Origin of the sequence: Arsenophonus sp. PmNCSU2021_1, from assembly GCF_036919435.1 — a bacterium.
In the GTDB taxonomy this organism is placed as follows: domain Bacteria; phylum Pseudomonadota; class Gammaproteobacteria; order Enterobacterales; family Enterobacteriaceae; genus Arsenophonus; species Arsenophonus nilaparvatae.
The window spans coordinates 295,294-321,578 of sequence record NZ_JAZHPL010000005.1; the positions used below are offsets into that span (position 1 = coordinate 295,294).

The window sequence follows — 26,285 nt, forward strand, 5'->3', positions numbered from 1 at the left end:
TGGATCAGTTTTACTTTGGCAAAGTGGATCAGAATTCAGTTGGCATTGACAGGGATAGCCAAAAGTGACTCTATCAATCTCAAGCAATGTCATACAGAGAACCTCAGATCATATAATGCCAGATGAGCGGCTACTAAATTATGCGTAATTTGGTGTTTAGGTGTGTTAAAGATGGTGTTAACGTTGCTATATTCGACAATTTTACCATCGTGCATGACCGCGACGTCATCAGCCAAACGCGCTACTACTCCCATATCATGGGTGACTAATAACATACCAACCGCTCGAGTTTGGATAGTGTTTTCTAGTAGATCAAGAATATGTGTTTGGGCAACCGTATCAAGATCAGTCGTTGGTTCATCAGCAATGATAAATGGTGCATCACTGAGTATCGCTATTGCTATCATCAGGCGCTGTAACATCCCTCCACTCATTTCAAAAGGATAAAGTGAAAGTATATGGCTAGCATTTTCTAATCCAACTGACTGTAATGTTATGTTAATCCTCTCGATATCGACAGGTTTGCCAAGAGCCCGGCAGGTTTCTTGAATATGGCTAGCCATTGTATTAAGCGGATTAAAAGCACTGCGTGGATTTTGCATGATGGTTGCGATGTGGCTACCACGTAATTGTTGAGCGGAGATAATATCTCCATCTAGTAGTAAGCTTCCGGCGGTCTGATTTACGCCTGCAGGTAATATTCCGAGCATGGCGGCGCATGTTAATGACTTGCCACAACCGCTGCTACCGACTAATGCTAACACTTTGCCTTTATTAATGGTGAGTGATACATCTTGAACCAGCAGTCGTTGTGCTTTTAGTGTTATATTTTGTAGCTCAATTTTCTGTGACATTAGCCGTTACGCTCCGCTAGCAGATAAGGATCGAGGTGATCGCGTAGGGCATCGCCAAGTAGATTAAAAGCCATCACCGTTAGAAATAGGGCTAAACCCGGCCACAACATTTGTAGAGGTTGAGTCCAGATATATTGGCGAGCATCATTGATCATAACTCCCCATTCAGCCGTTGGCGCACTAACACCCAGTCCAAGAAAAGACATGCCTGCCACATGTAACATCATATGACCAAGATCTAAGCTTGCCAAAACCAATAACGATGGAATAATTGCACCGGCTAGGTGATCAATGAATAAACGGCTGTTGCTGGCGCCATACATCCTTGCTATTAGAATAAATTCACGTTGACGCAGAGAAATAACAATGTTTCGCACCATACGTGCATACCAAGCCCAATGTGATAAAGCGATAGCAATGATTACGTTTGCTAGCCCTGTTCCTAAAACGCCGACCATAAAAAATGATAAAATTGAAGCAGGGAACGTCATAAAAAGTTCAGTGGTACGCATCAGGATTTGATCTATTTTGCCACCCAATAACCCAGCGCTGCCACCAATGATTAATCCTAATGACAGTATCAAAATAAGACAGAGTATGACGGAGCCTAGCGAAACACACGTAGCTGCTAATAAACGAGAGAAAATATCGCGGCCTAAATGGTCGGTGCCAAGCCAGTGTTGCTGATTTGGTGGTAGTAGTCGCTGTGTTAACTCGATCGCTTGTGGATCGTAAGGTAGCCACCAGTAGTACAATAATGATGATCGCTAAGCGGACAGACCAACGAGTTGAAAGATAAAAATTCATGCATTTCCTCTTTCATGACGTTGGATCCTTGGGTCAAGAATGGCGTTAAGGAGATCAACCAGCAGATTGCATAACACATAAACTACAACCATCATTAAGGTGAAACATTGGATCACCGGATAATCTCGATATTGCAGATACGGCATAGCGACCTATACCGGGCCAGGCAAATATGCTTTCAATAATCAGGGTACCACCGATGAGCTCACCAATGTGCATTCCAAGTGCGGTTACTATCGGTAATGATGCATTACGTAAAATATGTCGTCTTTCAGTTTGTTGCTTGTTTAGTCCCCGTAACCTTGCCCAGCTAACATGTCGTTGTCCTGCAACTTCTAACATACTGGCACGTAGCAATCTGGCGTTAATGGCTAGTGACATAAAAGCAATAGAAAATGCCGGCAAGATAATATGTTGCCAGCTACCTATAGAGAAGTAATTTATTTGATACTTGTGGGAATATCCGGGAATTGGCGGGAACTCATGGGATTTCTTGAGGTTAGAAGTGATTTTCTGATTTGATACCAATGCTTAAAAAATAAACAATTGTTCGCCTAGAAGTAAAATATTTGATACCACTACAAGCAAGCTTTAATGTCCTTTAAATTGCATTTACAAAAAATTTTAACTGGGCCAATGCCTATTTCAGGCTCTGGCCCGGATGTTAGTATCAGAGTGGTCTACTTCTGAAATGGTTTCTCTGGTACTGATTTCAATTTTGGATAAAATCTCTCTAAATTGTTTTTCTGACATGGACTCCATCCTCAAAGCAGCTCGTTTTTTATCTTCTGTTAGCTCAAGAAGTGCTTGGTTTTCAGGATTAAGCAGGTAGAGGATTGTCTCTACCCCTTTACGAGCTAGCATAGCTGTCAGTTGTACCCGCTCTTCTTGAGTTAAAAATGATAGCATCTCCACCAGTGAATCACGACAATCAATATTTTCTGGTTTTTTTGGTGTTTCATCATTTCCAAACTTAAGCCATTCTAGAGTCACGCCCTCACTTTCCGCGATTCGAGAAAGAAGGTTTTCACGTGGCATTGGTGGATTTGCCTCCTTTTTGTAATAAGTATTGAGTGTATTGATGTTTATTCCCCAAGCCCTAGCCGCCGCACTTCTAGAAGGGTACTTTCTTGCTAGCTGGGCAATTCTATCAATGACAGGTTCTTTATCAGGTGCACGAAAAACACCAACTTGTTCTTTTTTCATAAGCAGTTCCTTTCTGTAAAAACAAAGCAAAAACATATAGTTATAAATAAATCACCAAAAATACCTTGATTTGGTGTTTTTGGTGATTTATATTTTACCCGTATAGATAACCATCTGATTACTCATGCGGATAACTTTTTAGGATAGACGAATGATGAGCAAAAAAGAAGACATGTGTGCTGATTGGCACCCTGAGATCATTAAAGCGGAGATCCATAAGCGAGGGTTGTCGTTTCGCTTACTGTCCTTGCAAGCCGGTTACAGCAAGGATTCGCTCAAAACGGTTTTACGGACTCCTTGTAAAACCTATCAGAAGATTATTGGTGAGGCGCTGGGGGTCGAACCTGAAACCATTTGGCCCAGCCGTTACAAGATTAAAAGTTACATACGTAAGGCATCATAATTATGTTTGTTGTTGCTAAAGAACTTATTGGCGTAATGGGTCTCCCAAAAACCACCAAGGGCATTAGAGAGATATTGGCACGTTTAACCAAAAATACGCCCGCTCTGGTACGTAAACGTCAAGGGACCAAGGCTTACGAGTACCACATTGATTGTCTGCCCCTTGAAGCCCAATGCGCGATCCGTGAGCGTCATCTTCAACAACTGATGAACGCTGCACCAGTGGATGATGCCGGCAAACAACCCACCGTATCAAAGGTCAACACCGCTCCTGAAAAGCTTGGCAAGCTGGACGTTTACCGCCGTTGCCCGGCATTGGTTGGCAATAAACTGGCCGACCTGACGGATAAACAGCGCCAGATCGCGGATGCACGCATGTTGTTGGTTCAGCACATTATCACGATCGGCCAACAGCCTCGTTATAGCTGTGCGCAGGCCATCCGCTTTATCGTCCAGCAGGCGAAAACCGGCCAGTTGCCCGAGAGCATCGCGCAAGCGGCACAGGTAGCCAATGCCAAGAAAGGCCAAAACCGTCAACTGAGTGAAATCACGCTTAAGCGCTGGCTGGCCGACTACAGAAAGGCCACTACCCCCGCCGAACGCCTAATAGTGCTGGCACCGGGTAAGCGCGAGGTGGTCAAACCGGAGCAAATCGCCTGGTTACATGACTATCTGGCGCACTATCGCAAGCCGAACGGGTGCAGCATGAAAGAGGCCTATGCGGATTTTTGCGCCGAGTGGCAACAACGCTATGCCGATGAGCCGCTGATGTTGGCCGCGCAGCCTTCCTATGATGCGGTGCTGTATGCGATGGATAAACTACCCGAAATCGTCAAACAGCGCGGGCGCAAAACCGGCAGCGAATATCGCCAGCTGGAAGGGTTTGTTCGCCGCGACTGGACCAGCCTGCCGGTGAACTACGTCTGGATTGGCGACGGTCACGGTATGAAGATGAAAGTGGCTCATCCCGATCACGGTCAACCCTTTTCGCCGGAAGTGACGTTTATTATCGACGGCAGCTGCCGCTATATCACCGGCTGGAGCCTGTCGCTCTCTGAAAATGTGATTGCCGTCACCGATGCCCTGCGTTATGGCATTGCCACCCACGGTAAGCCGTTTCTCTACTACTCGGATAACGGCAGCGGCGAAACCAATCTCACCCTGGATGCAAACGTGACCGGTATTCTACGGCGGCTCGAAATTGACCACCCGACCGGTATCGCCGGCAATCCCCAGGGGCGCGGCATTATCGAACGCCTTAACCGTACTTTGCCCATGTACATTGCTCGCCGCTTTGCCACTTATTACGGTACCGGCGCTGACCGGGAAACCGTGCGCAAGACCGGCAAGGCGCTTAAATCCGCCTTAAACGCCCAGGCAAAGGGCCATGCACTGACGGTCGCCCAGCAAAGCACGCTACGCAAGCTCCCCTCTTGGGAGATGCTGATTGATGAAATCAAGGCCGGGGTGGAATGGTACAACGCCCGCCCGCACAGTGAATTACCCAAACGCCCGGATGGCCAGCATTACAGTCCGGCCGAGTTTCGCCGCTGGAAACTGGAGCACGACGACACTGAGCTGGAGTGGCTGACACAGTTTGAACTGCGCGACCTGTTTATGCCACAGACCGAGCGCACGGTCAGGCGCTGTGAAATCCGTTTCCTTAACAATATTTATTATGCCGCCAAACTGGCCGATGAGCACGACCGCAAGGTGTTAATCAGTTACGACATTCACGATGCCAGCAAGGTTATCGTGCGCCGCAGGGACGGTACTTACCTCTGTGAAGCCCTGTGGGACGGCAATAAACAGCTGGCCTTCCCGGTAACGGCGGAATACCACAACCGGCAGCAACGTATCAAAGGGATGCGTAAGCGGGGTGAGGAGAAAGTGGCGCTTGCTGAGGCAGAAAATACCCTGACCTTGCCGGGCGAAAAAGTCAATGACCTCGGCTTACCGGTCAATGTTTATCGGCAAAGGGGGAATGCCGCATTACAGGCTGAGGTTGAAGAACAGAGCGACCTCGATACGGAAGCCGCGTTACAACGAGGTTTGGCATTACTGGAAGCACAACAGATTGACCCGTTGTTGTAAAAAAGCCATCTGGTCTGCCAACCGAATGGCCCAGCAAGAGACAAATCTTTTCTCTTTAAGGAGGTAGCTATCATGACTGAAAACATAGCGATTATCAAGCAGCTGCAACCGCTAATCGATACGGGCCAGATAACACAGGCGCAGATTGCCCGCGAAACCGGCCAGTCGAGCGCGGTGATATCCAGCTTTATCAACGGCAGTTATAACGGCAATAACCAGCGGGTCGGTGAACTGTTAACCCGCTGGCTGACGGATTATCAGCAAAAAAAGACTTTGCCCGCGCCACCACAGTTTGTGGAGACGGCCACGGTCAAGGAGATATGGGCGGTGTTCCAGTTTGTCCGGCTGGCACAGTGCATGAATGTGATTGTCGGGGTGCCGGGGGTGGGTAAAACCTTTGCCGCCCGCCAGTACTGCCAGCATGCCAATACTTGGATGGTGACCCTTTCCCCGGCCCACGCCAGCATTACCGAGTGTCTGCTGGAGCTGGCCGAGGCGCTGGGCCTGAGCGACCTGCCCAAAAACAAGGGGACGCTGGCGCGCGCGATTCGGCGGCGGCTGACCGGCACTCACGGGCTGGTGATTGTCGATGAGGCTGACCACCTGGGCATTGACGGCCTGGAGCAGCTGCGTGCCATTCAGGATGCGACCGGGGTCGGTATGGTGCTGATGGGTAACCCGCGCGGCCTGTCGAAATCGGCCCGTTCAACCCAGGGGGCGGATGACCTGGCCCGGCTGTACAGCCGTATCGCCCGCTCCAAACGGCTGTTAAAGGCCAAAAAAGCGGATGTGGCGGCGATTGCTGCCGCCTGGGGCATTACCGGCGAAAGTGAGCTGACGCTGGTACAGGCCATTGCCCAGAAAGCCGGTGCCTTGCGGGTGTTATCCCACACCCTGCGCCAGGCATGGCTGATGGCCAGCGGTGATGCACAGGCCCAACTGGGGGAAAAATACATCAAGGCGGCGTTCAGGGAGGTGTATACCGATACCGACCTGCTGCCGGCCAGGGGGTGAGCATGGGCGGCGTACTCTTTACCGACAGCGCCGGACGCCAGGTGCTGCTCAATACCCGGCGGGTGGTGTCCGTCTCACTGGAATCGTCACGCAGCCTGTTAGTGTCGTTTGGCAACCGGGGAGACGCGCTCTATGTGCTGCCGGATGCACAGGAGGTGATGATGCACTTATACCATGACATGAACCAGTTAATCAGGAGAGCCAGTGATGAATAACTCTTTACGCCATGAAGTCCGCGCCCTGCGGCGTATGGCCCGCTACGCAAGCTATAACGTTGATGGCACTATCCGGCCCAATATTACCCTGTCACGCGGGGCAACGCCGTACCTCTGGCTGGACCGGTATGAGATGGCAGCGGCGACCTTGCCCCCGGCGCAGCAACATTATTACCGGTGGCAGGGATTTGATGTAGATAGCTGGGAAGCGCTGCAACTGGGCTGTTATCTCTCTGGCCCAAGCCAGCGTCAGGCGTGGTACGCCGCCTGGCGCACCTTACGGGCATTGCTGTCCGGGCGTGCAGTGCCGTCCGAATCGGGGCCGGTTTTACTGAGCAAACTACTGTGTGAGGCTCGGCTATTAATGAAAATGCTGAAAAGGACAGGTCACCATGATGAACATGTTTGATGCCATGAACGCCGTGCGCAGCCGGCTACGTCAGGCGGGCAGCGACATCCTGCATACCCGGCGTTACTGCCAGCGCCCCTTTATAAAAATCACCCCGCCGGTACGCCCGGAGGAGAGGGATAACGCGACGGAAATCACCCTTTGCTGCCAGGGAGAGCGCCGTCAGGTGTACGCCCGCCGGATTGAGGGGTGTCTGGTGTATTGGGAGTGGCCATGAGTGAAGACGACGTTGTGGCAGTGCTGTTTTTTATCATCATACCGCTGGCGATAGCCGCCAGTGATAATCGCAAAAAGTAAACATGAGGCTGACGATGAACGAGCTAAATACCATGCCCTCCATCCCGGCGGGCTACCGGCGCAACGCACAGGGTCACCTGGTGCCCACTGACACTATCAAACCCGTTGATGACATGCGCGACGAGCTGGTCAATGCCCTGTTTGACGAGGCGCTTCAACTACGGTGTCAAATGGCCGCGTTCAAACAGCGCGCCATGCAGCAGATAAGCGATTTTATCGACCTGTCCGCCGCAGAGTACGGCGTCAATTATGGGGCCACTAAAGGTAATGTGACGCTGACCAGCTTTGACGGCGAGCGACGTGTGCGCAGAGCGGTGGATGAGCACCGTATTTTTGATGAGCGTATTCAGGTCGCAAAAGAAAAAATAGAGGCCTGTATTACTAAATGGTCAGGCGGTGCAGATGCCAAATTGATGGCGCTGGTCAACCGCGCTTTCAATGTCAATAAACAGGGCTACATTGATATCAATAGCGTGCTATCACTACGAGACCTTGATATTGATGATGAAGACTGGCAAGAGGCTATGCGCGCCGTGACGGACTCAATAAAAGTCAGCGGCTCGACCCGTTATATTCGTTTTTATCAACGGGAGGGGAACAAAGAATATACACAATTGCTGCTCGATATCTCCAGACTGTAATGCCTTTTTAATCGATTGTTTTAAATCCGGCGCGTGCGTCAGGGCTTCGTGCGCGCAAAATTTAGCCGAGGACATATTATGTCAGTGAATGAAAAGTCTATTTATGATGCCGCCCTGGCGCCATGACCGGCAAATGTTAAAAACCATTGATGCCTGCGGCCAACTGGCCGGGGCGCTATCGCGTTTCCTGACTCATGAGCAGAACGTCGGGCAGGTCTGCATCGCTGCCGCTGAGGTGGACATCATGATTGGCCAGCTGCATGCTAACGGCATGGGGGCAATAATGGAGGATGAAAAAATCCGCAGACTGCAACGCCTGGCGCAGCGTCTGCTGGCGGAAAATCTGCCGGATAACGAGGGGATTGCCTTTGCGCCTGACCGCCTTATCAATGACGCGCTGGATGCCGGCGAGCAGGCGTTGGCTCTTTATAATCGTGGCCTAAGCACCGCCGCCGACAAGCGTCTGGCCGCCCGGTTTATCCGTAAGGCGGTCGGGCATTTCTGGCATGCAGCCCAGCATTGCATCAGTGAAGCACAGCGTGAAGCAACACTGTCCCGGGAGGTTTCAGCATGAGCAATATGGTGATGAAACAGGTCCTTGAACAACTGCATCTTACCCCGCGCCTGACCTGTAGTGACCTGGCTCAACGCACGGGCTTCAAGCCCGGTGAGCTGATTGATACGCTGCGCCGGGCCGTGCTGGATGGCGTCCTGGCAGAGCTTAACGGCTTCTATGCCCTGAGCAGTCCGACCACAAGCCCCCGTCCTGGCTATCCCTGGGTGGAAGGTCGGTTGTTGCCCGATTGGGTTGCGCGGCTGGCGACCGGCGCAAAAGGCGGTGAGCAGGTTTGCGTGGTGGCAGAAACCCAGGAATGGGCACAGAAAAAAGACGGCGTGCCCGCCTTTATGCTGGCGTATCTGACACTTTCCCCCACACGATGCCACTGCGCCAGCAGCGGGCAGGATATCAGCGCGCAGGTGCTGCGCTATTTACCCTTTGACCCGACGCCGGTCTCGAGGAGGTAAGCATGGAATTATTATCGATTCCCGTCGCCCAGTGGCCGCCGCAGAACCATGATCCTCGCCGCCTAAAGGTGTTTATCCATCCCGAGGTGCTGGTTCAGGTATTCGATGAAGGTAACGGCATTTACCGATTGACGGTCAATCTGCTGGCCCTTGGTGGTAACGGGCGCTGGAAAGACGGGATATCGTGGGACAGGCTGCAAGAGATTAAGGATGCGGTCGGTTTTGCCGGGCAGGATGCAGTCGAGGTCTATCCTGCCGCACAGGATGTGGTCAACGTCGCTAACATGCGGCATCTGTGGGTGCTGCCCGAAAAGCTGCCTTTTGCCTGGCGGCATAAGCCATGATGTTGCGAAACAGGAGAGAATACGTGAACCGCTCAACACTTATCAAACTTATTCACCTAGCCCGGCGTCAACTCCAGCTTGATGACGAGACCTACCGCGCGGCGCTTGGCAAGGTATGTAGCACAAAAACCAGCTGCCGGGATATGACCGTACCCGAGCTGGTCAGGGTGTTACATGCCTTTCAGCAAAAAGGCTTTAAAGTGTGTTCAAAGCCGGTTTTACGCGGCGTTAAACCCGCTTCACCGGGCGCTAAAATCCTCGCCATCTGGCAGACCCTGCACCGCCAGGGGTTTGTGCAGTCGGGCGATGAGGTAGCACTGAATGCCTGGATAACGCGTACCACGGCAAAGGAGAACGGCGGCCTGGGGGTGGTGCAGCTGGCCTGGCTCAATCAGGATAGTGCGTTGGCCGTCAAGGTGCTTGAACGTCTCAAGCGCTGGCATCGGCGCTGCATGCTGGCGACACTCCCACCGGGTACGCCGACTGAAAGTTATCCGCGCGTTTGTCAGCGTTATGAGGCCGAGACCCGTGTATCGTCATAACGTCGGTAACGGGTTATCGTTACCGTGGGCAGAAGGGGCGTCTCGCTTTAGGGTTATGGGATAATATATTGTATAATAACATGATTACTCAACTTACCTGATGAGGTAGACGATGAAGACACACCAAGCAGATTTACTCGCCGATGATACCCAGTTGCATGCGTTAATTGACCGAATAGACACGGTGGATGAGGAAACCTTACAGCCTCAGTGGCCACAATTACTCGCGGCCCTGGTGGATGTGATGGATAATGAACTGCAACGCCAAGGATTTACCACCCCCCAATCTCGCCCTCTGGCGCGTAAAATGGCGGCGGCCCTGGCCGCGTATGCGGGTGGGCGTAACTATTATTTGCCCAAAGGCGACAGTCTGCTTACGGCGTTACGCGACGATGAAATTTTCCACCGCTGGCAGCAGGGCACACCGATTGAAACGCTACGCAAGGAATACCGGCTCGGCCAGATACAGATTTATAAAGTGATTGCCACCCAGCGCCAGCGCTATGTCAAGCGTACCCAACCCGCCCTGTTTGCCGACTAACCCCTGCTAACGTATCCGAACAATCGACAGGCCCCCAGGGGACGGATTGTTAACGGAGCGTAATCCCCCGCCTTATCACGCAACGCTTACCCTGTGACCAGGAATCCCTGTATCAAGGTTATCGCTATGCCGCCGTTGCCCGACCCGTTACGTAAAAAACTCCTCGCCGTCTCCGGTGCCGGTCTGTTGACTATCGCCGCCTGCTATACCGCGTTCTGGGAAGGTCACGCCCCCCAGCCCTATGCCGACAGCGGCGGGGTGCTGACGGTGTGCTACGGCCATACCGGTGGCGATATCACCCCCGAGATGACCAAAACGCCGGCGCAATGTGAGGCCCTGCTGGCGGCGGATATGCGCCAGGCTTTCGCTGTGATTGACCAGCATGTCACCGTACCGCTGTCAGAGGGGCAGCGCGTGGCGCTCGCGGCGTTTATTCACAATGTCGGGTCGGGGGCCTTTGCGCGCTCGACCCTGCTAAAGCGCCTGAATGCCGGCGATATCCCGGCGGCCTGCGATGAGTTTCGTCGCTGGGTTAAGGTGAAGGGCGTCACGCTGAACGGTCTGGTCAATCGCCGCGCCGCCGATGAATGGCTGTGTCGGCATGGACTGCCTGACCCCGAGGCGACGCCGTGAACACGTTACTTAAAACGGGGCTGACGCTGTGCCTGCTGGCGTTATTACTCGCTACCGCCGGCTGGCTCTGGCAACGTGAACGCCTGCGGGAAACCGCGCTGCACGATTTGCGCCAGGAGCGGGACGAAGCCTGGCAGGCGCTGGCAGAGCAACGCCAAATACAGCAGGTCTTTCATACCCTGGAGCAGACCGTTGAGCATGAAAAACAGCAACAGCGCGGAGAAAGTGAAAAAGGCCGCCAGCAGGTGCGCCAGCGGTTATCGCGGGTCAATTGTGCCCGTGAGCCTGTGCCTGGCCCTGTGGCTGACCGGGTGCGCCGCGCCGCCCGTGAAAGTGGTAACGTTGCCGCCGGTACCGCTCCCTGAAGGCTTACTGGCGGCCTGTCCGGCTCCGCTACCACCGGAGCCGTTGACCTTTGGGGCCAACGTGGAGTATTCCCTGCAACTGCTGGCCGTGATCAAGCAGTGCAATGCCGACAAGGCCGCCTTGCGCCAGGCCGAGCATTACCGACAAGAGCAACCCCATGATGAGTAAACGATGGAAACGATAACCCCCTCAATACCGGACAACGGACGGACCCGAACCCCGACCGCGCGTTATTGCGCCGCGTGCCGGGCTCCGATAGACCCGGCACGGCTGGCCGTGATGCCCCAGGCGCGCTGCTGTGTGGCCTGCCAGGCACGACGGGAGCAGCGGCGTGTGGGTTAACGTGCTTAAAGACTATATTGCCCCGGCGCTCTCTGCTGCCAGCACCGCAGGGGCGCTGTTTATGTGGCTGATGCGCCGCTCCTTTGCCGGACGCGAGCAGGTCGAGCGCCTTAACGCCCGACTGCTGACGGTAGAAACCCAGCTGGGTAATGCGCCGTCGGCACAGACAGTGCATGCCCTGAAAGTGGAAATCACCGAGCTGCGCGGCGATTTGAAAGAAACCCGCGCCAGCTTGCAGGCGGTGACGCATCAGCTGGAGTTACTGGTGGAAAAAGCCCTTTACCGGAGTGACGGATGATTGACGATATTTTGACGCAAGACCAGCGCCTGGTGATAGTGCGTTCACTGAATGAGTATCACGGCGAATTAAATGAATCGGTGTTGCAGGACTGCCTCGACGCCTACGGTCATAAGGTGTCCCGCGACCGGGTGCGCGTGTTGCTGGCCTGGCTGGCGGAGCAGGACCTGTTGCGGCTTGATACCTTGCCCGGGGGTTATCTGGTGGCCCATCTGAGCGGGCGCGGGCAGGAGGTCGCCGAGGGTCGCGCGACCGTGCCGGGCGTGAAGAAGCCGCGTCGGCGCTAGGGAGGTCGCGATGGAAGAAAACCTCACGCGCGGGCGCGCCGGTAAGGTGGATTTATTACCGGCGGATATTCGTCAACGCCTGTTTGCCCTGCTGCGAGAAAAACGCATTACCCAGTTACAGATTGTGGACGAGATTAACCGCCTGATTGATGCCGCAGGCCTCCCTGTCGAGCAACACCTGTCCCGCTCAGGGGTGAACCGGCTGGCAACGCAGAACGAGCGGGTGGCGCGGGATTTACGCGAGCTGCGTGAACAGACCAGCGCCCTAACCGCCGAACTGGGCGAAAAACCCACCGGCGAAACCTCGCGGCTGATTATGGAGATGGCCCGCTCCCTGCTGTTCAAGGGCATCCGCAAGCACCAGATTGCCAGCCAGGATAATGATGAGATTGATATTGATTTTCTCAAAGAAGCCATGCTGGCCGCCCAGCGCCTGGAGCGCACGGCAGAGATGAGCCACAAGCGCGAGGCACAAATCCGCCAGGCTTATGCCGAGGAAGCGGCGAATGCCGTCAGTGAAGCGCTCCGTGGACAAGAGGGCATGAGTCACCAGATGGAAAGCAAAATCCGCGACATTTTGCTAGGTAAGGCCTAATGCATTTTTTAACAGTTTGATTTTTAATGGAAACAGACAATGCGAACCGCTGAACAACCGGCCCCGATGACCCGATTGACCGACCCGCGCAAAATTGACCTGCGCGAGGCCACCCGCGTCTGCGGCGTTGATGTACCCGAATCGCTGACGTTACCGGAAAATGAACCGGTGTTTTTACCTTACCAACAACGCTGGTTCCTCGACGACAGCCCGGTGTGTATTGCCGAAAAATCCCGCCGTACCGGCCTGACCTGGGCCGAGGCCGGGCGCAACGTCATCACCGCCAGCAAGTCGCGGCGCGATGGCGGACGCAACGTGTTTTACGTCGGCAGCAAGAAGGAGATGGCGCTGGAATATATTGCCGCCTGCGCGCTGTTTGCCCGCGCCTTTAACCAGCTGGCCCAGGCCGATGTTTACGAGTCCACCTTCTGGGATAGCGAGAAGCACGAGGAAATTCTCCAGTACATGATCCGCTTTCCGCACAGCGGCTTTAAAATTCAGGCGTTAAGCGCTCGCCCGTCCAACCTCCGTGGCTTGCAGGGCGATGTGGTGATTGACGAGGCGGCGTTCCATGAATCCCTTGAAGAGCTGCTCAAGGCGGCGCTGGCGCTCAACATGTGGGGCGCGCGGGTGCGGTTGATTTCCACCCATAACGGGGTCGATAACCCGTTTAATGCCTATATTCAGGACGCCCGCGAAGGGCGCAAGGATTACAGCCTGCACCGCATCACGCTCGATGAGGCCATTGGCGAAGGACTGTATCGCCGTATCTGCACGGTCACCGGGCAGGTGTGGTCGCCTGACGCCGAAAAAGCGTGGCGCGATAACCTGTATAAAAATGCGCCCAATACGGAATGTGCCGAGGAGGAATACGGCTGCGTGCCGCGCAAGTCGGGCGGTGCTTATCTTTCCCGCCCGCTGATTGAGGCGGCGATGGCCCCGGCAGGCCGTGTCCCCCTGCTGCGCTTTGAAGCCCCAGCGGTATTTGAACTGTGGAGCGCCGCGCAGCGCGAAGCTGAAGTAGAGGCCTGGTGTCAGGCGCATCTCGAGGCGGTGCTGGCGACGCTTACGCTGGACTGTCGTTACTGTTTCGGCGAGGACTTTGCCCGTAAGGGCGATCTGTCGGTTTTTGTGGTACTGGCCATCGCCCCGGATTTAAGCAAGCGCGAGGCGCTGCGCGTCGAGCTGCGCAACGTCACCTATGACCAGCAAAAGCAGATAATGCTCACCATCCTGACCCGGCTGCCGCGTCTGGTGGGGGCCGCCTTTGACGCCACCGGCAACGGCGGCTATCTGGCCGAGGCCGCCCGGCTGCATTTCGGCCCGGGCATGGTGGATTGCGTCACGCTCTCGGCAAAATGGTATGCCGAATGGATGCCCAAACTGAAAGGTGAGCTGGAAGCGCAAAACCTCACCTTGGCCCGCCATCAGTCGACGCTGGATGATTTGCTGCATATCAAGGTAGTCAACGGGGTACCGCAAATTGACAAGGGGCGCAGCAAGGATACGCCGTCAGGCGTTCAGGGGGCGCGCCGCCACGGTGACTATGCGGTGGCGCTTTGTATGGCCAACCGCGCCGCGGCGCTGGACGGTTTTGCGCTGGATGAGGCGGCCTGTCAGGCATTGCCCGCCCGTATCCGGGCGATGGAATATGACGATGAGGTCGGCGATGACGATGATAACGCCGATGAGCGGGGGTGCTGGTAATGAAACGGCTGGTAGATATTCAGGGTCAACCCCTGGTGTTTTCACCGGACAGCCAGACGGCAAAGACCGATATTCCCCAGGTGGCCAGCCGGGCGCCCGAGCATCCGGCGTCCGGTATTACCCCTAACCGTGCCGCGCTCTGTTTGCGGGCGGCAGAGCACGGTGACATGACCGCCCTGGTGGATTTGGCCGCCGATCTGGAAGAAAAAGACACCCATCTGTTTTCTGAACTCAGCAAGCGCCGCCTGGCGCTGCACAGCGTGGAATGGCGTATTCAGCCACCGGATAACCCCAACGCCCAGGAGAAAGCCCAGGCGGTGGCGCTGGAAGCGCGGCTCACCGATGCGCCCTGGTTTGACAATGCCTTGTTTGACGCCACCGACGCCCTTCTCAAAGGCTATGCGATGCAGGAAATTATCTGGGGTCCCCGGCGTGGCGGCGAATTTTTCCCGACCGCTGTCCACTGGCGCGATCCGGCGTTGTTCTGCGTCAATCCCGACGACTACCGCGAACTACGGTTACGCGACGGCAGCCAGTCCGGGCAGACGTTACAGCCGTTTGGCTGGATTTGCCATGAGGCCAAAGCCAAAACCGGCTACCCCGGCACCCAGGGGCTGGTACGCACGCTGATTTGGCCGTTTATCTTCAAGAATTACAGCGTGCGGGATTTCGCCGAGTTTTTGGAGATTTACGGGCTGCCACTGCGGGTGGGGAAATACCCCAGCGGCGCGAGTGCCGAGCAGAAAAGCGCCCTGATGCGGGCGGTGATGGATATTGGCCGCCGGGCCGGGGGGATTATTCCCGCCGGCATGAGCCTGGAGTTTGAGGCCGCCGCTAACGGTCAGTCTGACCCGTTTATGGCGATGATTGCCTGGGGAGAGCGCGCGATATCTAAAGCGATCCTCGGCGGGACACTGACCTCAGAGGCCGGCGATAAAGGCGCGCGCTCGCTAGGCGAGGTGCATAATGCGGTACGCAAGGAGATCCGCAACGCCGATTTACGCCAGCTGTCACGGACCTTTAACCGTGATCTCATTTATCCGCTGCTGGCGCTGAACAGCCCGGTCCCGCTTGACCCGCGGCGACTCCCCCGCTTGGTGTTTGATACGCTGGAATGTGAGGATATGGCCAGCTTTGCCGAGGCTATTCCCAAACTGGCGACCGGTATGGCGATACCGGTGTCCTGGATCTACGATAAGCTGCGCATTCCGGTGCCGGATGGCAATGAGGCGGTGTTTACCGTCTCGTCGCCACCGGCGGTGGCGCAAACGGCGCTATCAGCGACCCTCACACCGGCAGCGCCGATAAGCGACGCGGTGGAGACAGCACTCGACGCCACAGGGTTGAACGCCAGTGCCGACCCGTTACTGGCACCGGTGATAGCCGCTATCCGTGAGCAGGGGCCGGAGGCGGCGCTGGAGCAGGCGGCGATCCTCTATCCCGAGATGGACGACCGCGCGTTGATTGAACTGCTGACCCGCGCCACCTTTGCGCTGGAAGTCTGGGGGCGTCTCGATGCCACAACCGATTGATTTGGGCGTCGTCGCCCGTCTGCCGCCGAAAGAGGCCATCGCCTACTTCCGCGCCAAGGGGTATCAGATCACCTGGAACTGGTTTGAGCAACGGGCTGCCGTTCACGCCCGGATGTTTACCGTCGCCAAGGCGGCGCGGCTGGACGTCCTGAGTGCGATCCGTGACGAAGTGGACCGGGCCATTGCCCAGGGAATATCCCGGCAGGACTTTATTGACACGCTGACGCCCCGGTTGCAAAAGCTCGGATGGTGGGGGAAACAGGTCATGGTGGACAGCCAGGGCAATGCCGACGCCGTGCAACTGGGGAGCGCCCGACGCCTGGCGACGATATATAACGTCAATACCCGCGTCGCCTATAATGCCGGGCGCTATGCACAGATGATGGCCACCGCAGACCTTTATCCCTACTGGCAGTATGTCGCCGTCGGGAATAGCCGCACCCGGCCCTCACATGCCGCCCTGCATGGCAAGGTTTTTCGTTACGATCACCCCTTCTGGCAAAGCCATTACCCGCCCAACGGGTTTAACTGCCGCTGCCGGGTACGCGCCTTGTCAAAACGCCGACTGAATGAGTTAGGCCTGCGCGTTACGGAAGAGGTCGGTCAGCTACACACTCATGAGGCCGAGGCGGGTGTCGATAAGCGTAGTGGGGAAATCATCACCACCTCCGTGACCACCTTTGATGATGGCAAGGTAAAAATGACGCCGGATGTGGGCTGGTCCTATCACCCCGGCGCGGCGGCGTTCGGTGTTGACCAGACCATGATCCGCAAACTCCTTGAGGTCAAAGACGCGGCGCTGCGTGAAGCCGTGGTGCAGGAGCTGAACAACAGCCCGGCGCGTCAGTTGAGTTTTTCGCTGTGGGCCACGCGCATTATGCAAAGCCGGCGTGCCGGCAACGGCATTCACACGCTGGGCTTTTTGCCGGATGCCATTGCCCGTGCGGTACAGGCGCGCACGGGGCAGGCACCGGCCCGTCTGCTGGCAATGAGCGAAAAAAACCTGTTGCATGCTGACAGTGAAAAACATCACCTTGGCGGAATAAGCCTACGGGCGGAGGATATTCAACAGTTACCCAGGCTAATGACTCACGCTCAGGCAGTATTGTGGGACAAGCAACATAACAATTTACTTTTTGTGATCAGTACATCGGATGGGACGGCAAAAGTTGTCGTTAATGCACCGTACAAACTGCGTAAAACCCAAGATCAGCTTGATGTCGTGATTAATGCCTATCGATTGAATGTCGAGAAGCTCAAAGGTGAAATTGCCGGAGGACACTTAGAGTTGCTGGAGGGAAGTCTTGAGTGAGCCGATGGTGGGAGTCGAACCCACATATACGAACGCATTGACCGCAGTCATACGCACGCCGCTTTACCGTTAAGAGTACATCGACCGACAATAATTTTAACCGACCCCCATACGGAGGGCAAGATGTCACAGACTGAATTAACCGCAGTGATTGATCGCCAGCGCCTGCAAACCTTGTTTGCTGAACTGCAACGCGTTGGCGACGACGGCAAGGCGATCACCCGTATCGTCGCCGCCAGCCTCCTTTCGGCCACTGAGCAGGCGTTTGAGCGCGAACGCGCGCCGGATACCGGGGCGGCCTGGGCAGCCTTGAGCGATCCGTATCGCCGCTGGCGTGAGCGGCACGGTTACAGCCCCATAAAGGTGTTGACCCGCGAGGGCGATATGGCGCGCTCGGTGAGCATCGACTGGGGCGATAGCTGGGCGCGTATCGGGGCCAATGTGCCGCAGGCGGCCATCCATCAGTGGGGCGGCAAACCGGGGATGCGTCCGGGGCCGGCAGCCATCCCGGCCCGATCGTTTATGGGACTGGATCTCACCGGCGAGCGGGATATCCTCGACGCCTTGGCGCAACGCCTGTCTAACGCCCTACACCCATAAACGTCTGTGCGCCCCACCACGCGATGATGACGGAGACGGGGTGCCTTGGCATCAAAAAAATCTTTTGAACGCGCTCCGGCGTTTTTGAAGGGGTTTTGAACGGGGGTATTCAGGCGATCGCTCGCCGTTTTCAGTGCCCATTGAAATCTGCCCCCCTGCGAAAGTAAAACTGCCCACCCCGTTGATTGGTAATGTAGCGTAATCCCACCGTCCGCGCTGATGCTGCCACACTGGCGGCATGACGACAAAACCCCCTGTTCCCAAGATAGCCTATGCGGTGCTCAACGCCGCGCCGCTCTCGCCCTTTGATCATGACGGCTGGTGTCAGGTGATGCCCGCCGGCCATGTCCGGGCGCGTGACGGTCGCCCCGAGACGCCCGCCGAGGGCTGGCTGATTAACGAGGCCGCGTTTAACCGCATGGTGGCGCGGGTGGTGGCACTCAATCAGCCCATCAAAATCGATTATAACCACCAGACGCTGTTTAAACCGGAAGCGGCCCCGGCAGCCGGTTTTGTTCCGGCGACCCCGGCGCGTTTTCGCTGGGACGACAACACCGGGGTCTGGGTCAAGCCGGACTGGAACCCGCCGGCGCTTGAGCGCCTGAAAAACAATGAATTTCCCTATTTTTCGCCGGTGATGGGCTATGACGCGCGCAGTGGCGAACCCCTTGAGCTAAGAATGTTAGCCATTACCGGCGATCCGGGTCTGACGGGCATGCGCCCGGTGGCCGCCCTGAGCGCCGAAGATATCTACCAGGCGTTAACTGTTCCCCCTTCCTCCCCTAAGGAGCCTGCAATGAATCCATCGTTAAACGCGCTGCTGGCCGCGCTGGGCCTGACGGTGCCGGAGGGCGGCGATCTGACCGATGAGATCGCCACCGCCGCCCTGTCTGCCCTGACCACGCTAAAAAACCAGGCGGACAAGGCCGCCGCGCTGGAAACCACTATGGCGGCCCTGTCCGCTGACCTGAACGCGCTGAAAACCCACGCTCTGACTGAGGCCGTGGATTTACGCCGCTATGTCCCGGTCGAGACCTATAACGCGATGCGTGAGCAGGTGGTGTTACTGTCTGCCGACCTGGGAAAAACTACCCTGGCGCAGACGCTAGACCAGGCCGAGCAGGACGGGCGGATATTGAAATCCGAGCGCGCCTACCTGGAAACACTCAGCGACCAGATTGGCGTGGCGGCGTTGTCGGCGCAACTGGCGACGCGCCAGCCGATAGCCGCCCTGACCCGGGTGCAGACTGAAACCCTGGCGCTGCCGCCCGAAAACCGTGAAAAAACCGCCACCGTCGCTCTGTCGGCGGAAGAGTTACAGGCCGCGCGCGTGCTGGGGATGACCCCGGCGGCGTTCCAGAAAATCAAAACCGAGGACGCACAATAATGCCAACCCCGATCACCCCGTCACAAATCACCGCCCTGATGACCGGCTTTCGCAAGGAGTTTCAGAACGGGCTGGCGATGGCCCCGTCCCACTATCAGCAGGTGGCGACCAGCGTGCCCTCGACGTCTAAATCCAATACCTACGGCTGGCTGGGGCAGTTTCCCGCGTTCCGTGAGTGGGTCGGTGCACGCAGTATCCAGCAGATGAAAGTCTACGGTTACACCATCAACAACAAGACCTATGAAGGCACGGTGGCCATTACCCGCGATGATTTCGAGGATGACAATCTGGGCGTGTATACCCCGCTGTTTCAGGAAATGGGGCGCGCTGCGGCGGCACAACCGGACGAACTGGTGTTTACCGCCTTGCGCGACGGCAATAAAACGAACTGCTATGACGGCAAACCTTTTTTTGATAGCGAGCATCCGGTGTATTCCAAGGTCGACGGCAGCGGTGACGCGACCAAGGTCGCCAACCAGTTGATTGAAAAAACAGGTACAGGTGCAGCTCAAAAAGACTACGAGGGGGCGGTGTGGTATCTGCTGGACTGCTCACGGGCGCTCAAACCGCTGATTTTCCAGAACCGCCGCCCGCCGGAGTTACTCGCCCTGACCAAGGTCGATGAGGGGCGCGCGTTTACCGATAACGAATTTGTCTTTGGTGCCTCGGCCCGGCGCAATGTGGGCTACGGCTTCTGGCAGATGGCTTACCGCATGCAGGCGTCACTGACGCTGGATAACCTCTGGAAAGGCTGGAGCGCGATGCGCGGCTTTACTGCCGATGGCGGTCGCAAGCTGGGTATTCGTCCGACCCATCTGGTGGTGCCGGTGGAGCTGGAGAAAACCGCCACCCAGTTACTGGAGCGGGAATTACTGGCCGAGGGTAGCACCACGGTCTCTAACGAAATGAAAGGCAAGCTGACGCTATTGGTGGCGGATGCGCTCTAAACGCGCTTTAAACAGGGTTTTAACGGTCATTAACGGAGAGTCAAGGGATGTATGCCAGTGAGCAGGATTTACGCGCCCGTTATAGCGCCTTGTTGATAGAAAGACTGGTCGACTGGCGTAGTGATGAGGCGGCCGCCCGGCAGAAGGTGGCGCAGGCGCTCAGCGATGCCAGCACGCTGATGGACAGCTTTATCGCGGCCCGTTACGCGCTGCCACTCTCGGTGGTGCCGTCGGTGCTGAAACAGCATGCCTGCACCCTGGCGTTTTACTACCTGAATGACGAGCGGGCCACCGAACAGACCCGCCAGCGTTACCAGGATGCGCTGCGCTGGCTGGAGGCGGTGAAAAACGGCGAGCTGCCGCTCGGGGTGGATAGCGATAACCAGGCCCCCGACAGTGCCGACCTGCCGCAGATGCAGGCTGATGCGTCGGTGTTCGGGCGCAGGCAAAAGGGGTTTATCTGATGATTGTCTCCACCGAAAACGCTTTGCTGGCGCGACTACATGAGGTATTTGGCAACACGTTGCGTGATATCGCCACCCATCCCGGCGACTGGAGCAAGGAAGGGCTGCGTGATGTGCTGCTGACGCCGCCCTCGGTGTATCTGGTGTGGCTGGGGGCGCAGGCCGGTCAGGTCAAAGGCGTGATTGACAGTCGCTTTGTTTTTTACGTGGTGGCCGAGGTTATCAACGGTGCTGAGGGAGACCGGCCCGGCCTCTACCAGATAGTAGCGCGCCTGATAGCGGGCTTATCGGGTTTTTGTCCCGCAAACGCTGGGTCGATGCGCTTTGAAGAGGGGCGCAACCTGTACACCGAGCAACAGGGGCAACATGGCGTGGTGCTGTATGGCACTTATTTCACCTGCGAGGAGCCGGTGCCGCCTTTGCTTCAGGATGACGGCGTGGATGCGTACCTGCGCCATTATCAGACCTTTACCCAGGCGGACGGCAGCCCGCCGTTCGCCGCCCGTATCACCCTGCACGGGGAGAGCCACGACAATGAATGACACCGACAATACCGCGATGCGCTTCCCTAACCCGCATGACTTACCGATGATTTTTGTGGTGCCGGCCCCGGAGCGTGCGGTGCGTGAACCGAATTCCATGCGGATGTTACCAGATACGGGGGCCTGGGTGCCGCGCAATGCTTTCTGGCTAACGCGCCTGCTGCGTTTCAAGGATGTGCTGGAAATCCCGCCCCCATCCAATCCGGCGGCCACCAGGCAAAAGTCAGCCCCTGCCGCCTTGAGTAAACAGGAGTCGCCTTCATGACCATAAGCTTTAATGAAATCAGCGCCGGGGTTCGCCTCCCGCTGACGCATATTGAGATTGATAATTCGCAGGCCGTCACCGGTACCCCGACCACGCTGACCCAGGTGCTGATGTTGGGTCAGGCCGCCATCAAGGACGGCAAGGTCGACGGCAGCGGCGCAGTAGACACGCCGGTCCGCATCACCCGCGCCGATCATGCCGCGACACTCTGGGGCCAGGGATCGATGCTGGCGGCGATGGTGAGAGAATTTTTAACCGATAACCCGGATGCGGTGTTAACCGTGATGGCGCAGGGTAACGGGGCGGGCAAGGCCGATGCCGGCAGCCTGACCTTATCGGGCACAGCACAACAGGCCGGGGTGCTCAATGTCTATCTCGGGGGCGTGCGGGTGCGCGTGACGGTGGAGAAAGGGTAGCAGGGTAAGGCGGTCGGCGATGCGCTGGCCCTGGCGATTAATGCCCTGCCGTCGCTGCCGGTGACCGCGGTGTCTGCCGCGCCGGGGGGTGAGAATGTCACTGCCGATCAAACGGTGGTGACCCTGACGGCACGGTTTATTTCTGACTATTCGGCGCAGGATATCCGCCTGAATTATTACGATGGCGAGATAACGCCACCGGGGCTGGCAGTGGCGATGGCTGCCCCTGCTGCACGGGCGACGAACCCTGATCTGGCTAACAGTATTGCCGCGTTGGGCGATACCCAATATCACCATATCGTCATGCCCTGGCTCGATACCGCCAACCTAAAATTATTAAGCGAGGCGCTGCGCGACCGCTGGGGACCGGCCAAAATGTCCGACGGCATCGCCTGGGCTGCCCATACCGGCAGTCTGGGGGAAATCACCCAGTTCGGCAAGTCGCGTAACGATTTTCTGCTGACCTGTAGCGGTATTCAGCGCGCGCCGGAGCCGGCCTATCTGTGGGCGGCCACCCTGTGCGCCATTGGTGCAAAACACTTAAGTCTCGATCCGGCACGCCCGCTGCAAAGCCTGCGCCTGCCGCGGCGGTTGGCCCCGGCGCTGTCTGACCGGCTGCGATCCAATGAGCGTAACCAGCTGCTGTATGACGGCATCGCTACCGTGACCGTGGGGGCCGACGATGGGGTGCAGATTGAGCGGCAGATAACCACCTATCGTACCAACGCCTATGGCGATCCGGATCCGTCTTACCTCGATGTCAATACCGTGGCGACGCTGTCCTATCTGCGCTATTCCACCCGGGTACGCATCACCCAGCGCTTTCCGCGCCATAAGCTGGCCAACGACGGTACGCCGGTGGCACCGGGGCAGGCGATGGTGACACCGGGCATTATCCGCACCCAGTTACTGGCGCTGGCGATAGAGTGGCTGGAGGCGGGGCTGATTGAGAACTTCGATAGCTTCCGTGACAGCCTGATTGTCGAGCGCAACAACAATGACCGCAATCGGGTAGACGTGCAGTGCAAGCCGGATATTGTTAATCAATTTCGCATTTTCGCGGAACAAATTCAGTTCATTTTGTAAGGGGGTACGATGGCATTTGGCAAATACCAATACCAGGGCAAGGCGATTGTCCGGGTTAACGGGCAGGAATACCCGACCCTGACAGGGGCCACCTTTACCCCGTCCGGGGAAAAACGCGAGGAAGTGACCGGCGCACGCGTTTATGGCTACAAATCGACGCCCCGTGCCGCCACGCTGGAATGCAAATTCCCGGCACGGGGTGACCTGAGCGTGGAAATCATCAACGGCTGGCACGATGTCACGCTGGAGTTTGCAGCCGATTCCGGCGAAACCCATATGATGACCAACGCCTGGAGCAACGGGGAAGAGTCCCTGACGGATGCGGGAGACATCTCCGCCAAATTTACCGCCATTCGCAGCCAGCGTGTGGCGTAAGGAGCAAGCATGACCCACAGCATGGAAACCCTGGCGGCGGCAGCCCACGAGGTTGAAGGGGTGTCGCCGGATATCGCCAGTGTCGCCGACGAACTGGCGCGCGGGCAACTGACCCTGGTTGACGGTCTGGTCACCGGCAGCGGTGATGATGAACAGCGGCATACGGACGTCACCCTGCGGCCATTAACCGGCAAAGACATTATTGATGCCGAGCTGGCTGCCGAGCGGGTGGTGCAGACGGCTAACGGCTCGGAATTAGTGCGTTCGCCGGCGATGGTGGAGTTTGAGCTGCTGCGCCGGCAGGTCGCCCGGCTGGGCAACCTCAACGGCCCGTTGTCACTGCTGCAACTGAAAAGCCTGTCGGCGCGCGATATTGAACGCCTTATCATCGCCCAGCGTCTGGGCGGTAGCGCGCTGGCCGGCCAGCTGGCGGCTGACGCGGGGCGACTGGATGCAGTGTCGGGAAAAAATTGAGGAAGCGGCGCTGATGCTCGCCACATCCACCAGGTCGGGCATGGACTGGGCGCTTTCCCTGCCGTTAATCCGGCTCTACCGGCACTGCCAGCAAGCCACTCAACTTTTACAGCGTGAGTAACCGATGGCAGAAAAAAAAGTCAAAGCCGCCGTCATTGTTGATCTGCTGGGCAACCTGCCCCGGCAGTCACGGCTGTTCGGTCAAAGTCTGGTCGGCATGGGGCGGCAAGGCGGCGCCTCCCTGCACGGTCTCGGTCTTCGGGCAAATACTTTGGGGAGTCAGCTTGACCGGCTGGGCCACCAGGGCCAGCGCACCTTTAGCGGTCTGCGCCTGGGGCTGGCGTCGGTGTCATCCGGTTTTGACCATCTGGAGACGCGCGCCAAAGCGGCCTATGGCGGCGTAGCACGCCTTTACGGGCTACTGGCCGGGGGCGCGGCGCTGATTGGCCTGAAAAAAGCCTTTATCGACCCGGCGGCGACGATGGAAAACATGACGCTGCGTCTGAACTCCCTGAACCATCACGATAAAGCCCAGACCGACGCTGACCTGAAATGGGCGCTACAGAATGCCAAGGACTCCACCTGGGGATTGCAAGGGGTGGTGCAGGAATACACCGCCAGTCGGGGGTTTGGCATGAGCCGTGAAGAAGCGCGCCACTTTATTACGATGCTGGAAGACCAGGGTGCGCGGCACGGCTGGACGCTGCCGGAAGCCCAGGGAGCCTCCCTTCAGCTGAAACAGATGTATTCGCGTAAAAGTATTCAGGCGCAGGATGCGAGCCTGCTGACCGGCTACGGCATTGATGTCTATAGCGTGCTGGCAGAAAAGCTCGGCAAAAGCCGTAACGAACTGACCCAGCAAGGCGAAAAAGGGTTACTCGGGGCAAAATCGGTTGAGCTGTTGTTCCAGGCGCTGCGCGAGCAGGCCAAAGGGGCGCAAAAAGACGCGATGAACTCGTGGACGGGACTCACTTCCCAGTTGGGTGATGTCTGGCAGCAGTTCGCCGTCAAGGTAATGAATCAAGGGCCGTTTAAACGGCTTAAAGGCGAGTTAAAAGACTTTCTGGATGTTGCTGGCGAGGCGCAGGAAAGCGGTTTGCAGGACCAATGGGCCAACCGACTGGCCAGTCGTTTTAACGGGGTATTCGACAGCGCCCGACGGGGCGTTACGTTATTCAGGCAAGGTCTAGAGCGGGTCAATGCCGAACTGATGGCGCTGCGCAAAGCTGGCTACGGCGAGACTATCGACAACATCGGCAAAGTCGCCGCCAATACGGCCAAAGCCATTCTGGCGATTTACGTCGCCTCGAAGCTGGCCCGTGTCGGCATGGCAATAGCGCGTCCCGCCTGGGGGTTGGCGAGTGCACCGGTACGCTATCCGTGGCGGGCTTATCGATGGTGGCGTGGGCGCGGTAAAAATGCCCCTGCGGGTTTGCCTGGCCCGACACCGTTTGCGATGGGCGGCGGACTGGGTGCGCCGGTGAGCGTGTTTGTCACCAACTGGCCGGCGGGCAGCGGCGGCGGTGGCAGTGAGACTTATGTCGATGGCAGCGGACGCACCCGCCGTAAAGGCTCGCGCGTGCGTCCGGGCCGTCCAGCACCCCCGGTGCCACGCTCCCGCCTGGGGCGGGCGGCCTCCGCCGTCTCAGGCTTCTTTGGCGGCCTGGTCAATCGCACCGGCGCACGGTTAAGCCGGCTACCGGGCATGAGTACGGTCGGGCGCTGGCTGTCCGGTGTGGGTGGCGGGTTGCGCGATATGGGACAGCGCGCGCGTGGCCTGCTGGGTGGGGCAACGGCGCAGCTCACCGGTTTCACCGGCTGGCTGGGACGGTCTGCCGGGGCACTCGGTCGCGGTACAATGCGCCTGGGCGGGCCGGCGCTGACGGCGTTGTCACTGGCCCCGACATTGTTAGATAAGGACGCCAGCGCCGAGGATAAAGGCGGTGCGCTAGGTTCGGCAACCGGGGCAACGGTGGGCGGCCTCGTCGGCGCAATAGGCGGCCCGATTGGCGCAGTGGCCGGCTCGATGCTGGGCAGCGTGCTCGGCGAAAAACTCGGCGGCTGGCTGGGCGATATCTACGCTAAGTGGGACGATAAGGACGCGCAACAGACGGTGCAGCCGCCCGTCAAAGCCCAGGCGGATATGCGTATCGCGCTCGGGCCGGGACTGGTGTTGCAAAACAGCGCCGTCACCGACAGCAACGCCTTTGGGTTAAATCTGGATGTGTATAACGGCGACAACTACCGTATTTATTGAGGTAAGCA

At 57.3% G+C, this 26,285-nt stretch carries 34 protein-coding genes, 1 tRNA gene and 3 pseudogenes; 33 read left to right on the forward strand and 5 right to left on the reverse strand.

Features of this window, described 5'->3' with window-relative positions; genetic code table 11:
- Positions 1 to 89: 89 nt before the first annotated feature.
- The 4 genes and pseudogenes from V3224_RS12130 to V3224_RS12145 form a co-directional block, all read right to left on the reverse strand.
- Positions 90 to 854 (reverse strand): nickel import ATP-binding protein NikD, encoded by a 765-nt coding sequence (locus tag V3224_RS12130; protein ID WP_334470748.1) that lies wholly within the window; start codon positions 852 to 854, stop codon positions 90 to 92.
- A pseudogene (nikC, locus tag V3224_RS12135) lies at positions 854 to 1,661 on the reverse strand (nickel ABC transporter permease subunit NikC). Before nikC ends, V3224_RS12130 begins: the two are co-directional and overlap by 1 nt.
- Positions 1,658 to 2,087, reverse strand: a pseudogene (locus V3224_RS12140) (ABC transporter permease subunit); the annotation flags it as partial. The pseudogenes nikC and V3224_RS12140, both read right to left, overlap by 4 nt.
- A gap of 219 nt (positions 2,088 to 2,306) precedes the next feature.
- Positions 2,307 to 2,867, reverse strand: a complete 561-nt coding sequence (locus V3224_RS12145) for a hypothetical protein (protein ID WP_334470750.1) — start codon at positions 2,865 to 2,867, stop codon at positions 2,307 to 2,309.
- Between the two features lie 151 nt (positions 2,868 to 3,018).
- Between V3224_RS12145 and V3224_RS12150 the strand changes: the two genes are divergently transcribed.
- From V3224_RS12150 to V3224_RS12245, 22 genes are all read left to right on the forward strand, one after another.
- Positions 3,019 to 3,270 carry a helix-turn-helix domain-containing protein gene (locus V3224_RS12150; protein ID WP_442890284.1) on the forward strand — a complete coding sequence of 84 codons (252 nt, stop codon included), beginning with the start codon at positions 3,019 to 3,021 and terminating at the stop codon, positions 3,268 to 3,270.
- A 2-nt stretch (positions 3,271 to 3,272) separates the two neighbouring features.
- The gene (locus tag V3224_RS12155) at positions 3,273 to 5,363 is read left to right on the forward strand and encodes a Mu transposase C-terminal domain-containing protein (RefSeq protein WP_334470752.1); all 2,091 of its coding nucleotides are present in this window, start codon (positions 3,273 to 3,275) and stop codon (positions 5,361 to 5,363) included.
- 72 nt (positions 5,364 to 5,435) lie between these two features.
- Positions 5,436 to 6,377 (forward strand): AAA family ATPase, encoded by a 942-nt coding sequence (locus V3224_RS12160; RefSeq protein WP_334470754.1) that lies wholly within the window; start codon positions 5,436 to 5,438, stop codon positions 6,375 to 6,377.
- 2 nt (positions 6,378 to 6,379) lie between these two features.
- Positions 6,380 to 6,592 carry a hypothetical protein gene (locus tag V3224_RS12165; protein ID WP_334470755.1) on the forward strand — a complete coding sequence of 71 codons (213 nt, stop codon included), beginning with the start codon at positions 6,380 to 6,382 and terminating at the stop codon, positions 6,590 to 6,592.
- Complete coding sequence (locus V3224_RS12170; protein WP_334470757.1) at positions 6,585 to 7,001, forward strand: hypothetical protein; 417 nt, start codon at positions 6,585 to 6,587, stop codon at positions 6,999 to 7,001. Before V3224_RS12165 ends, V3224_RS12170 begins: the two co-directional genes overlap by 8 nt.
- Positions 6,985 to 7,218 carry a hypothetical protein gene (locus V3224_RS12175; protein ID WP_058948937.1) on the forward strand — a complete coding sequence of 78 codons (234 nt, stop codon included), beginning with the start codon at positions 6,985 to 6,987 and terminating at the stop codon, positions 7,216 to 7,218. Before V3224_RS12170 ends, V3224_RS12175 begins: the two co-directional genes overlap by 17 nt.
- A gap of 94 nt (positions 7,219 to 7,312) precedes the next feature.
- On the forward strand, positions 7,313 to 7,939 hold the full coding sequence (locus V3224_RS12180; protein WP_010618221.1) for a DUF3164 family protein: 627 nt from the start codon (positions 7,313 to 7,315) through the stop codon (positions 7,937 to 7,939).
- 133 nt (positions 7,940 to 8,072) lie between these two features.
- Positions 8,073 to 8,513, forward strand: coding sequence for a hypothetical protein (locus tag V3224_RS12185; protein ID WP_334470764.1), 441 nt, complete (start codon positions 8,073 to 8,075; stop codon positions 8,511 to 8,513).
- Complete coding sequence (locus V3224_RS12190; RefSeq protein WP_334470766.1) at positions 8,510 to 8,965, forward strand: hypothetical protein; 456 nt, start codon at positions 8,510 to 8,512, stop codon at positions 8,963 to 8,965. Before V3224_RS12185 ends, V3224_RS12190 begins: the two co-directional genes overlap by 4 nt.
- Positions 8,966 to 8,967: 2 nt before the next feature.
- Positions 8,968 to 9,309, forward strand: a complete 342-nt coding sequence (locus tag V3224_RS12195; protein ID WP_334470768.1) for a DUF7694 domain-containing protein — start codon at positions 8,968 to 8,970, stop codon at positions 9,307 to 9,309.
- On the forward strand, positions 9,309 to 9,851 hold the full coding sequence (locus tag V3224_RS12200) for a gp16 family protein (RefSeq protein ID WP_334470913.1): 543 nt from the start codon (positions 9,309 to 9,311) through the stop codon (positions 9,849 to 9,851). Before V3224_RS12195 ends, V3224_RS12200 begins: the two co-directional genes overlap by 1 nt.
- Before the next feature lie 112 nt (positions 9,852 to 9,963).
- On the forward strand, positions 9,964 to 10,392 hold the full coding sequence (locus tag V3224_RS12205; RefSeq protein ID WP_334470770.1) for a Mor transcription activator family protein: 429 nt from the start codon (positions 9,964 to 9,966) through the stop codon (positions 10,390 to 10,392).
- A gap of 126 nt (positions 10,393 to 10,518) precedes the next feature.
- Complete coding sequence (locus V3224_RS12210) at positions 10,519 to 11,025, forward strand: lysozyme (protein WP_334470772.1); 507 nt, start codon at positions 10,519 to 10,521, stop codon at positions 11,023 to 11,025.
- A complete protein-coding gene (locus V3224_RS12215) occupies positions 11,022 to 11,390 on the forward strand; it encodes a hypothetical protein (protein ID WP_334470774.1) in 369 nt (122 codons plus the stop codon). Before V3224_RS12210 ends, V3224_RS12215 begins: the two co-directional genes overlap by 4 nt.
- A complete protein-coding gene (lysC, locus tag V3224_RS29945) occupies positions 11,359 to 11,559 on the forward strand; it encodes an Rz1-like lysis system protein LysC (protein ID WP_442890292.1) in 201 nt (66 codons plus the stop codon). Before V3224_RS12215 ends, lysC begins: the two co-directional genes overlap by 32 nt.
- A 3-nt stretch (positions 11,560 to 11,562) precedes the next feature.
- Entirely contained in the window at positions 11,563 to 11,733 is a 171-nt protein-coding gene (locus tag V3224_RS29950; RefSeq protein ID WP_442890295.1) for a TraR/DksA family transcriptional regulator, read from the forward strand.
- Positions 11,723 to 12,031, forward strand: a complete 309-nt coding sequence (locus V3224_RS12220) for a DUF2730 family protein (protein WP_334470776.1) — start codon at positions 11,723 to 11,725, stop codon at positions 12,029 to 12,031. Before V3224_RS29950 ends, V3224_RS12220 begins: the two co-directional genes overlap by 11 nt.
- A complete protein-coding gene (locus V3224_RS12225; RefSeq protein WP_010618208.1) occupies positions 12,028 to 12,318 on the forward strand; it encodes a VpaChn25_0724 family phage protein in 291 nt (96 codons plus the stop codon). Before V3224_RS12220 ends, V3224_RS12225 begins: the two co-directional genes overlap by 4 nt.
- Before the next feature lie 10 nt (positions 12,319 to 12,328).
- Positions 12,329 to 12,913, forward strand: a complete 585-nt coding sequence (locus V3224_RS12230; protein ID WP_334470778.1) for a DUF3486 family protein — start codon at positions 12,329 to 12,331, stop codon at positions 12,911 to 12,913.
- A gap of 39 nt (positions 12,914 to 12,952) precedes the next feature.
- Positions 12,953 to 14,620, forward strand: a complete 1,668-nt coding sequence (locus V3224_RS12235) for a hypothetical protein (RefSeq protein ID WP_334470780.1) — start codon at positions 12,953 to 12,955, stop codon at positions 14,618 to 14,620.
- Positions 14,620 to 16,152 carry a DUF935 domain-containing protein gene (locus V3224_RS12240; protein ID WP_334470782.1) on the forward strand — a complete coding sequence of 511 codons (1,533 nt, stop codon included), beginning with the start codon at positions 14,620 to 14,622 and terminating at the stop codon, positions 16,150 to 16,152. The genes V3224_RS12235 and V3224_RS12240 overlap by 1 nt, the downstream gene beginning before the upstream one ends.
- The gene (locus V3224_RS12245) at positions 16,136 to 17,464 is read left to right on the forward strand and encodes a phage minor head protein (RefSeq protein ID WP_334470784.1); all 1,329 of its coding nucleotides are present in this window, start codon (positions 16,136 to 16,138) and stop codon (positions 17,462 to 17,464) included. Before V3224_RS12240 ends, V3224_RS12245 begins: the two co-directional genes overlap by 17 nt.
- Here V3224_RS12245 and V3224_RS12250 read toward each other — a convergent pair.
- Positions 17,464 to 17,549: transfer RNA gene (locus V3224_RS12250), tRNA-OTHER, on the reverse strand. The genes V3224_RS12245 and V3224_RS12250 overlap by 1 nt on opposite strands.
- Positions 17,550 to 17,587: 38 nt before the next feature.
- Here V3224_RS12250 and V3224_RS12255 point away from each other — a divergent pair.
- The 11 genes and pseudogenes from V3224_RS12255 to V3224_RS12305 all read left to right on the forward strand — a co-directional run bounded on the left by V3224_RS12255 (position 17,588) and on the right by V3224_RS12305 (position 26,277).
- Positions 17,588 to 18,064 carry a phage virion morphogenesis protein gene (locus V3224_RS12255; protein ID WP_334470785.1) on the forward strand — a complete coding sequence of 159 codons (477 nt, stop codon included), beginning with the start codon at positions 17,588 to 17,590 and terminating at the stop codon, positions 18,062 to 18,064.
- Positions 18,065 to 18,302: 238 nt separating this feature from the next.
- On the forward strand, positions 18,303 to 19,451 hold the full coding sequence (locus V3224_RS12260; protein ID WP_334470787.1) for a phage protease: 1,149 nt from the start codon (positions 18,303 to 18,305) through the stop codon (positions 19,449 to 19,451).
- Positions 19,451 to 20,398: a Mu-like prophage major head subunit gpT family protein gene (locus tag V3224_RS12265; RefSeq protein ID WP_334470789.1), complete on the forward strand. Its 948-nt coding sequence runs from the start codon at positions 19,451 to 19,453 to the stop codon at positions 20,396 to 20,398. The genes V3224_RS12260 and V3224_RS12265 overlap by 1 nt, the downstream gene beginning before the upstream one ends.
- Before the next feature lie 47 nt (positions 20,399 to 20,445).
- Positions 20,446 to 20,862 carry a gp436 family protein gene (locus tag V3224_RS12270; RefSeq protein ID WP_334468780.1) on the forward strand — a complete coding sequence of 139 codons (417 nt, stop codon included), beginning with the start codon at positions 20,446 to 20,448 and terminating at the stop codon, positions 20,860 to 20,862.
- Entirely contained in the window at positions 20,862 to 21,404 is a 543-nt protein-coding gene (locus V3224_RS12275) for a phage protein Gp37 (protein ID WP_334468782.1), read from the forward strand. The genes V3224_RS12270 and V3224_RS12275 overlap by 1 nt, the downstream gene beginning before the upstream one ends.
- Before the next feature lie 46 nt (positions 21,405 to 21,450).
- The gene (locus V3224_RS12280; RefSeq protein WP_334470287.1) at positions 21,451 to 21,669 is read left to right on the forward strand and encodes a DUF2635 domain-containing protein; all 219 of its coding nucleotides are present in this window, start codon (positions 21,451 to 21,453) and stop codon (positions 21,667 to 21,669) included.
- Positions 21,666 to 23,171: pseudogene (locus tag V3224_RS12285) on the forward strand (phage tail sheath subtilisin-like domain-containing protein). The gene V3224_RS12280 and the pseudogene V3224_RS12285 overlap by 4 nt, the downstream one beginning before the upstream one ends.
- 9 nt (positions 23,172 to 23,180) lie before the next feature.
- Entirely contained in the window at positions 23,181 to 23,546 is a 366-nt protein-coding gene (locus V3224_RS12290; protein ID WP_334468784.1) for a phage tail tube protein, read from the forward strand.
- 9 nt (positions 23,547 to 23,555) lie between these two features.
- A complete protein-coding gene (locus tag V3224_RS12295; protein ID WP_334468786.1) occupies positions 23,556 to 24,020 on the forward strand; it encodes a hypothetical protein in 465 nt (154 codons plus the stop codon).
- Positions 23,998 to 24,141, forward strand: a complete 144-nt coding sequence (locus V3224_RS12300; protein WP_334468787.1) for a hypothetical protein — start codon at positions 23,998 to 24,000, stop codon at positions 24,139 to 24,141. Before V3224_RS12295 ends, V3224_RS12300 begins: the two co-directional genes overlap by 23 nt.
- Before the next feature lie 3 nt (positions 24,142 to 24,144).
- Positions 24,145 to 26,277: a tape measure protein gene (locus V3224_RS12305; RefSeq protein WP_334468789.1), complete on the forward strand. Its 2,133-nt coding sequence runs from the start codon at positions 24,145 to 24,147 to the stop codon at positions 26,275 to 26,277.
- Positions 26,278 to 26,285 lie beyond the last annotated feature (8 nt).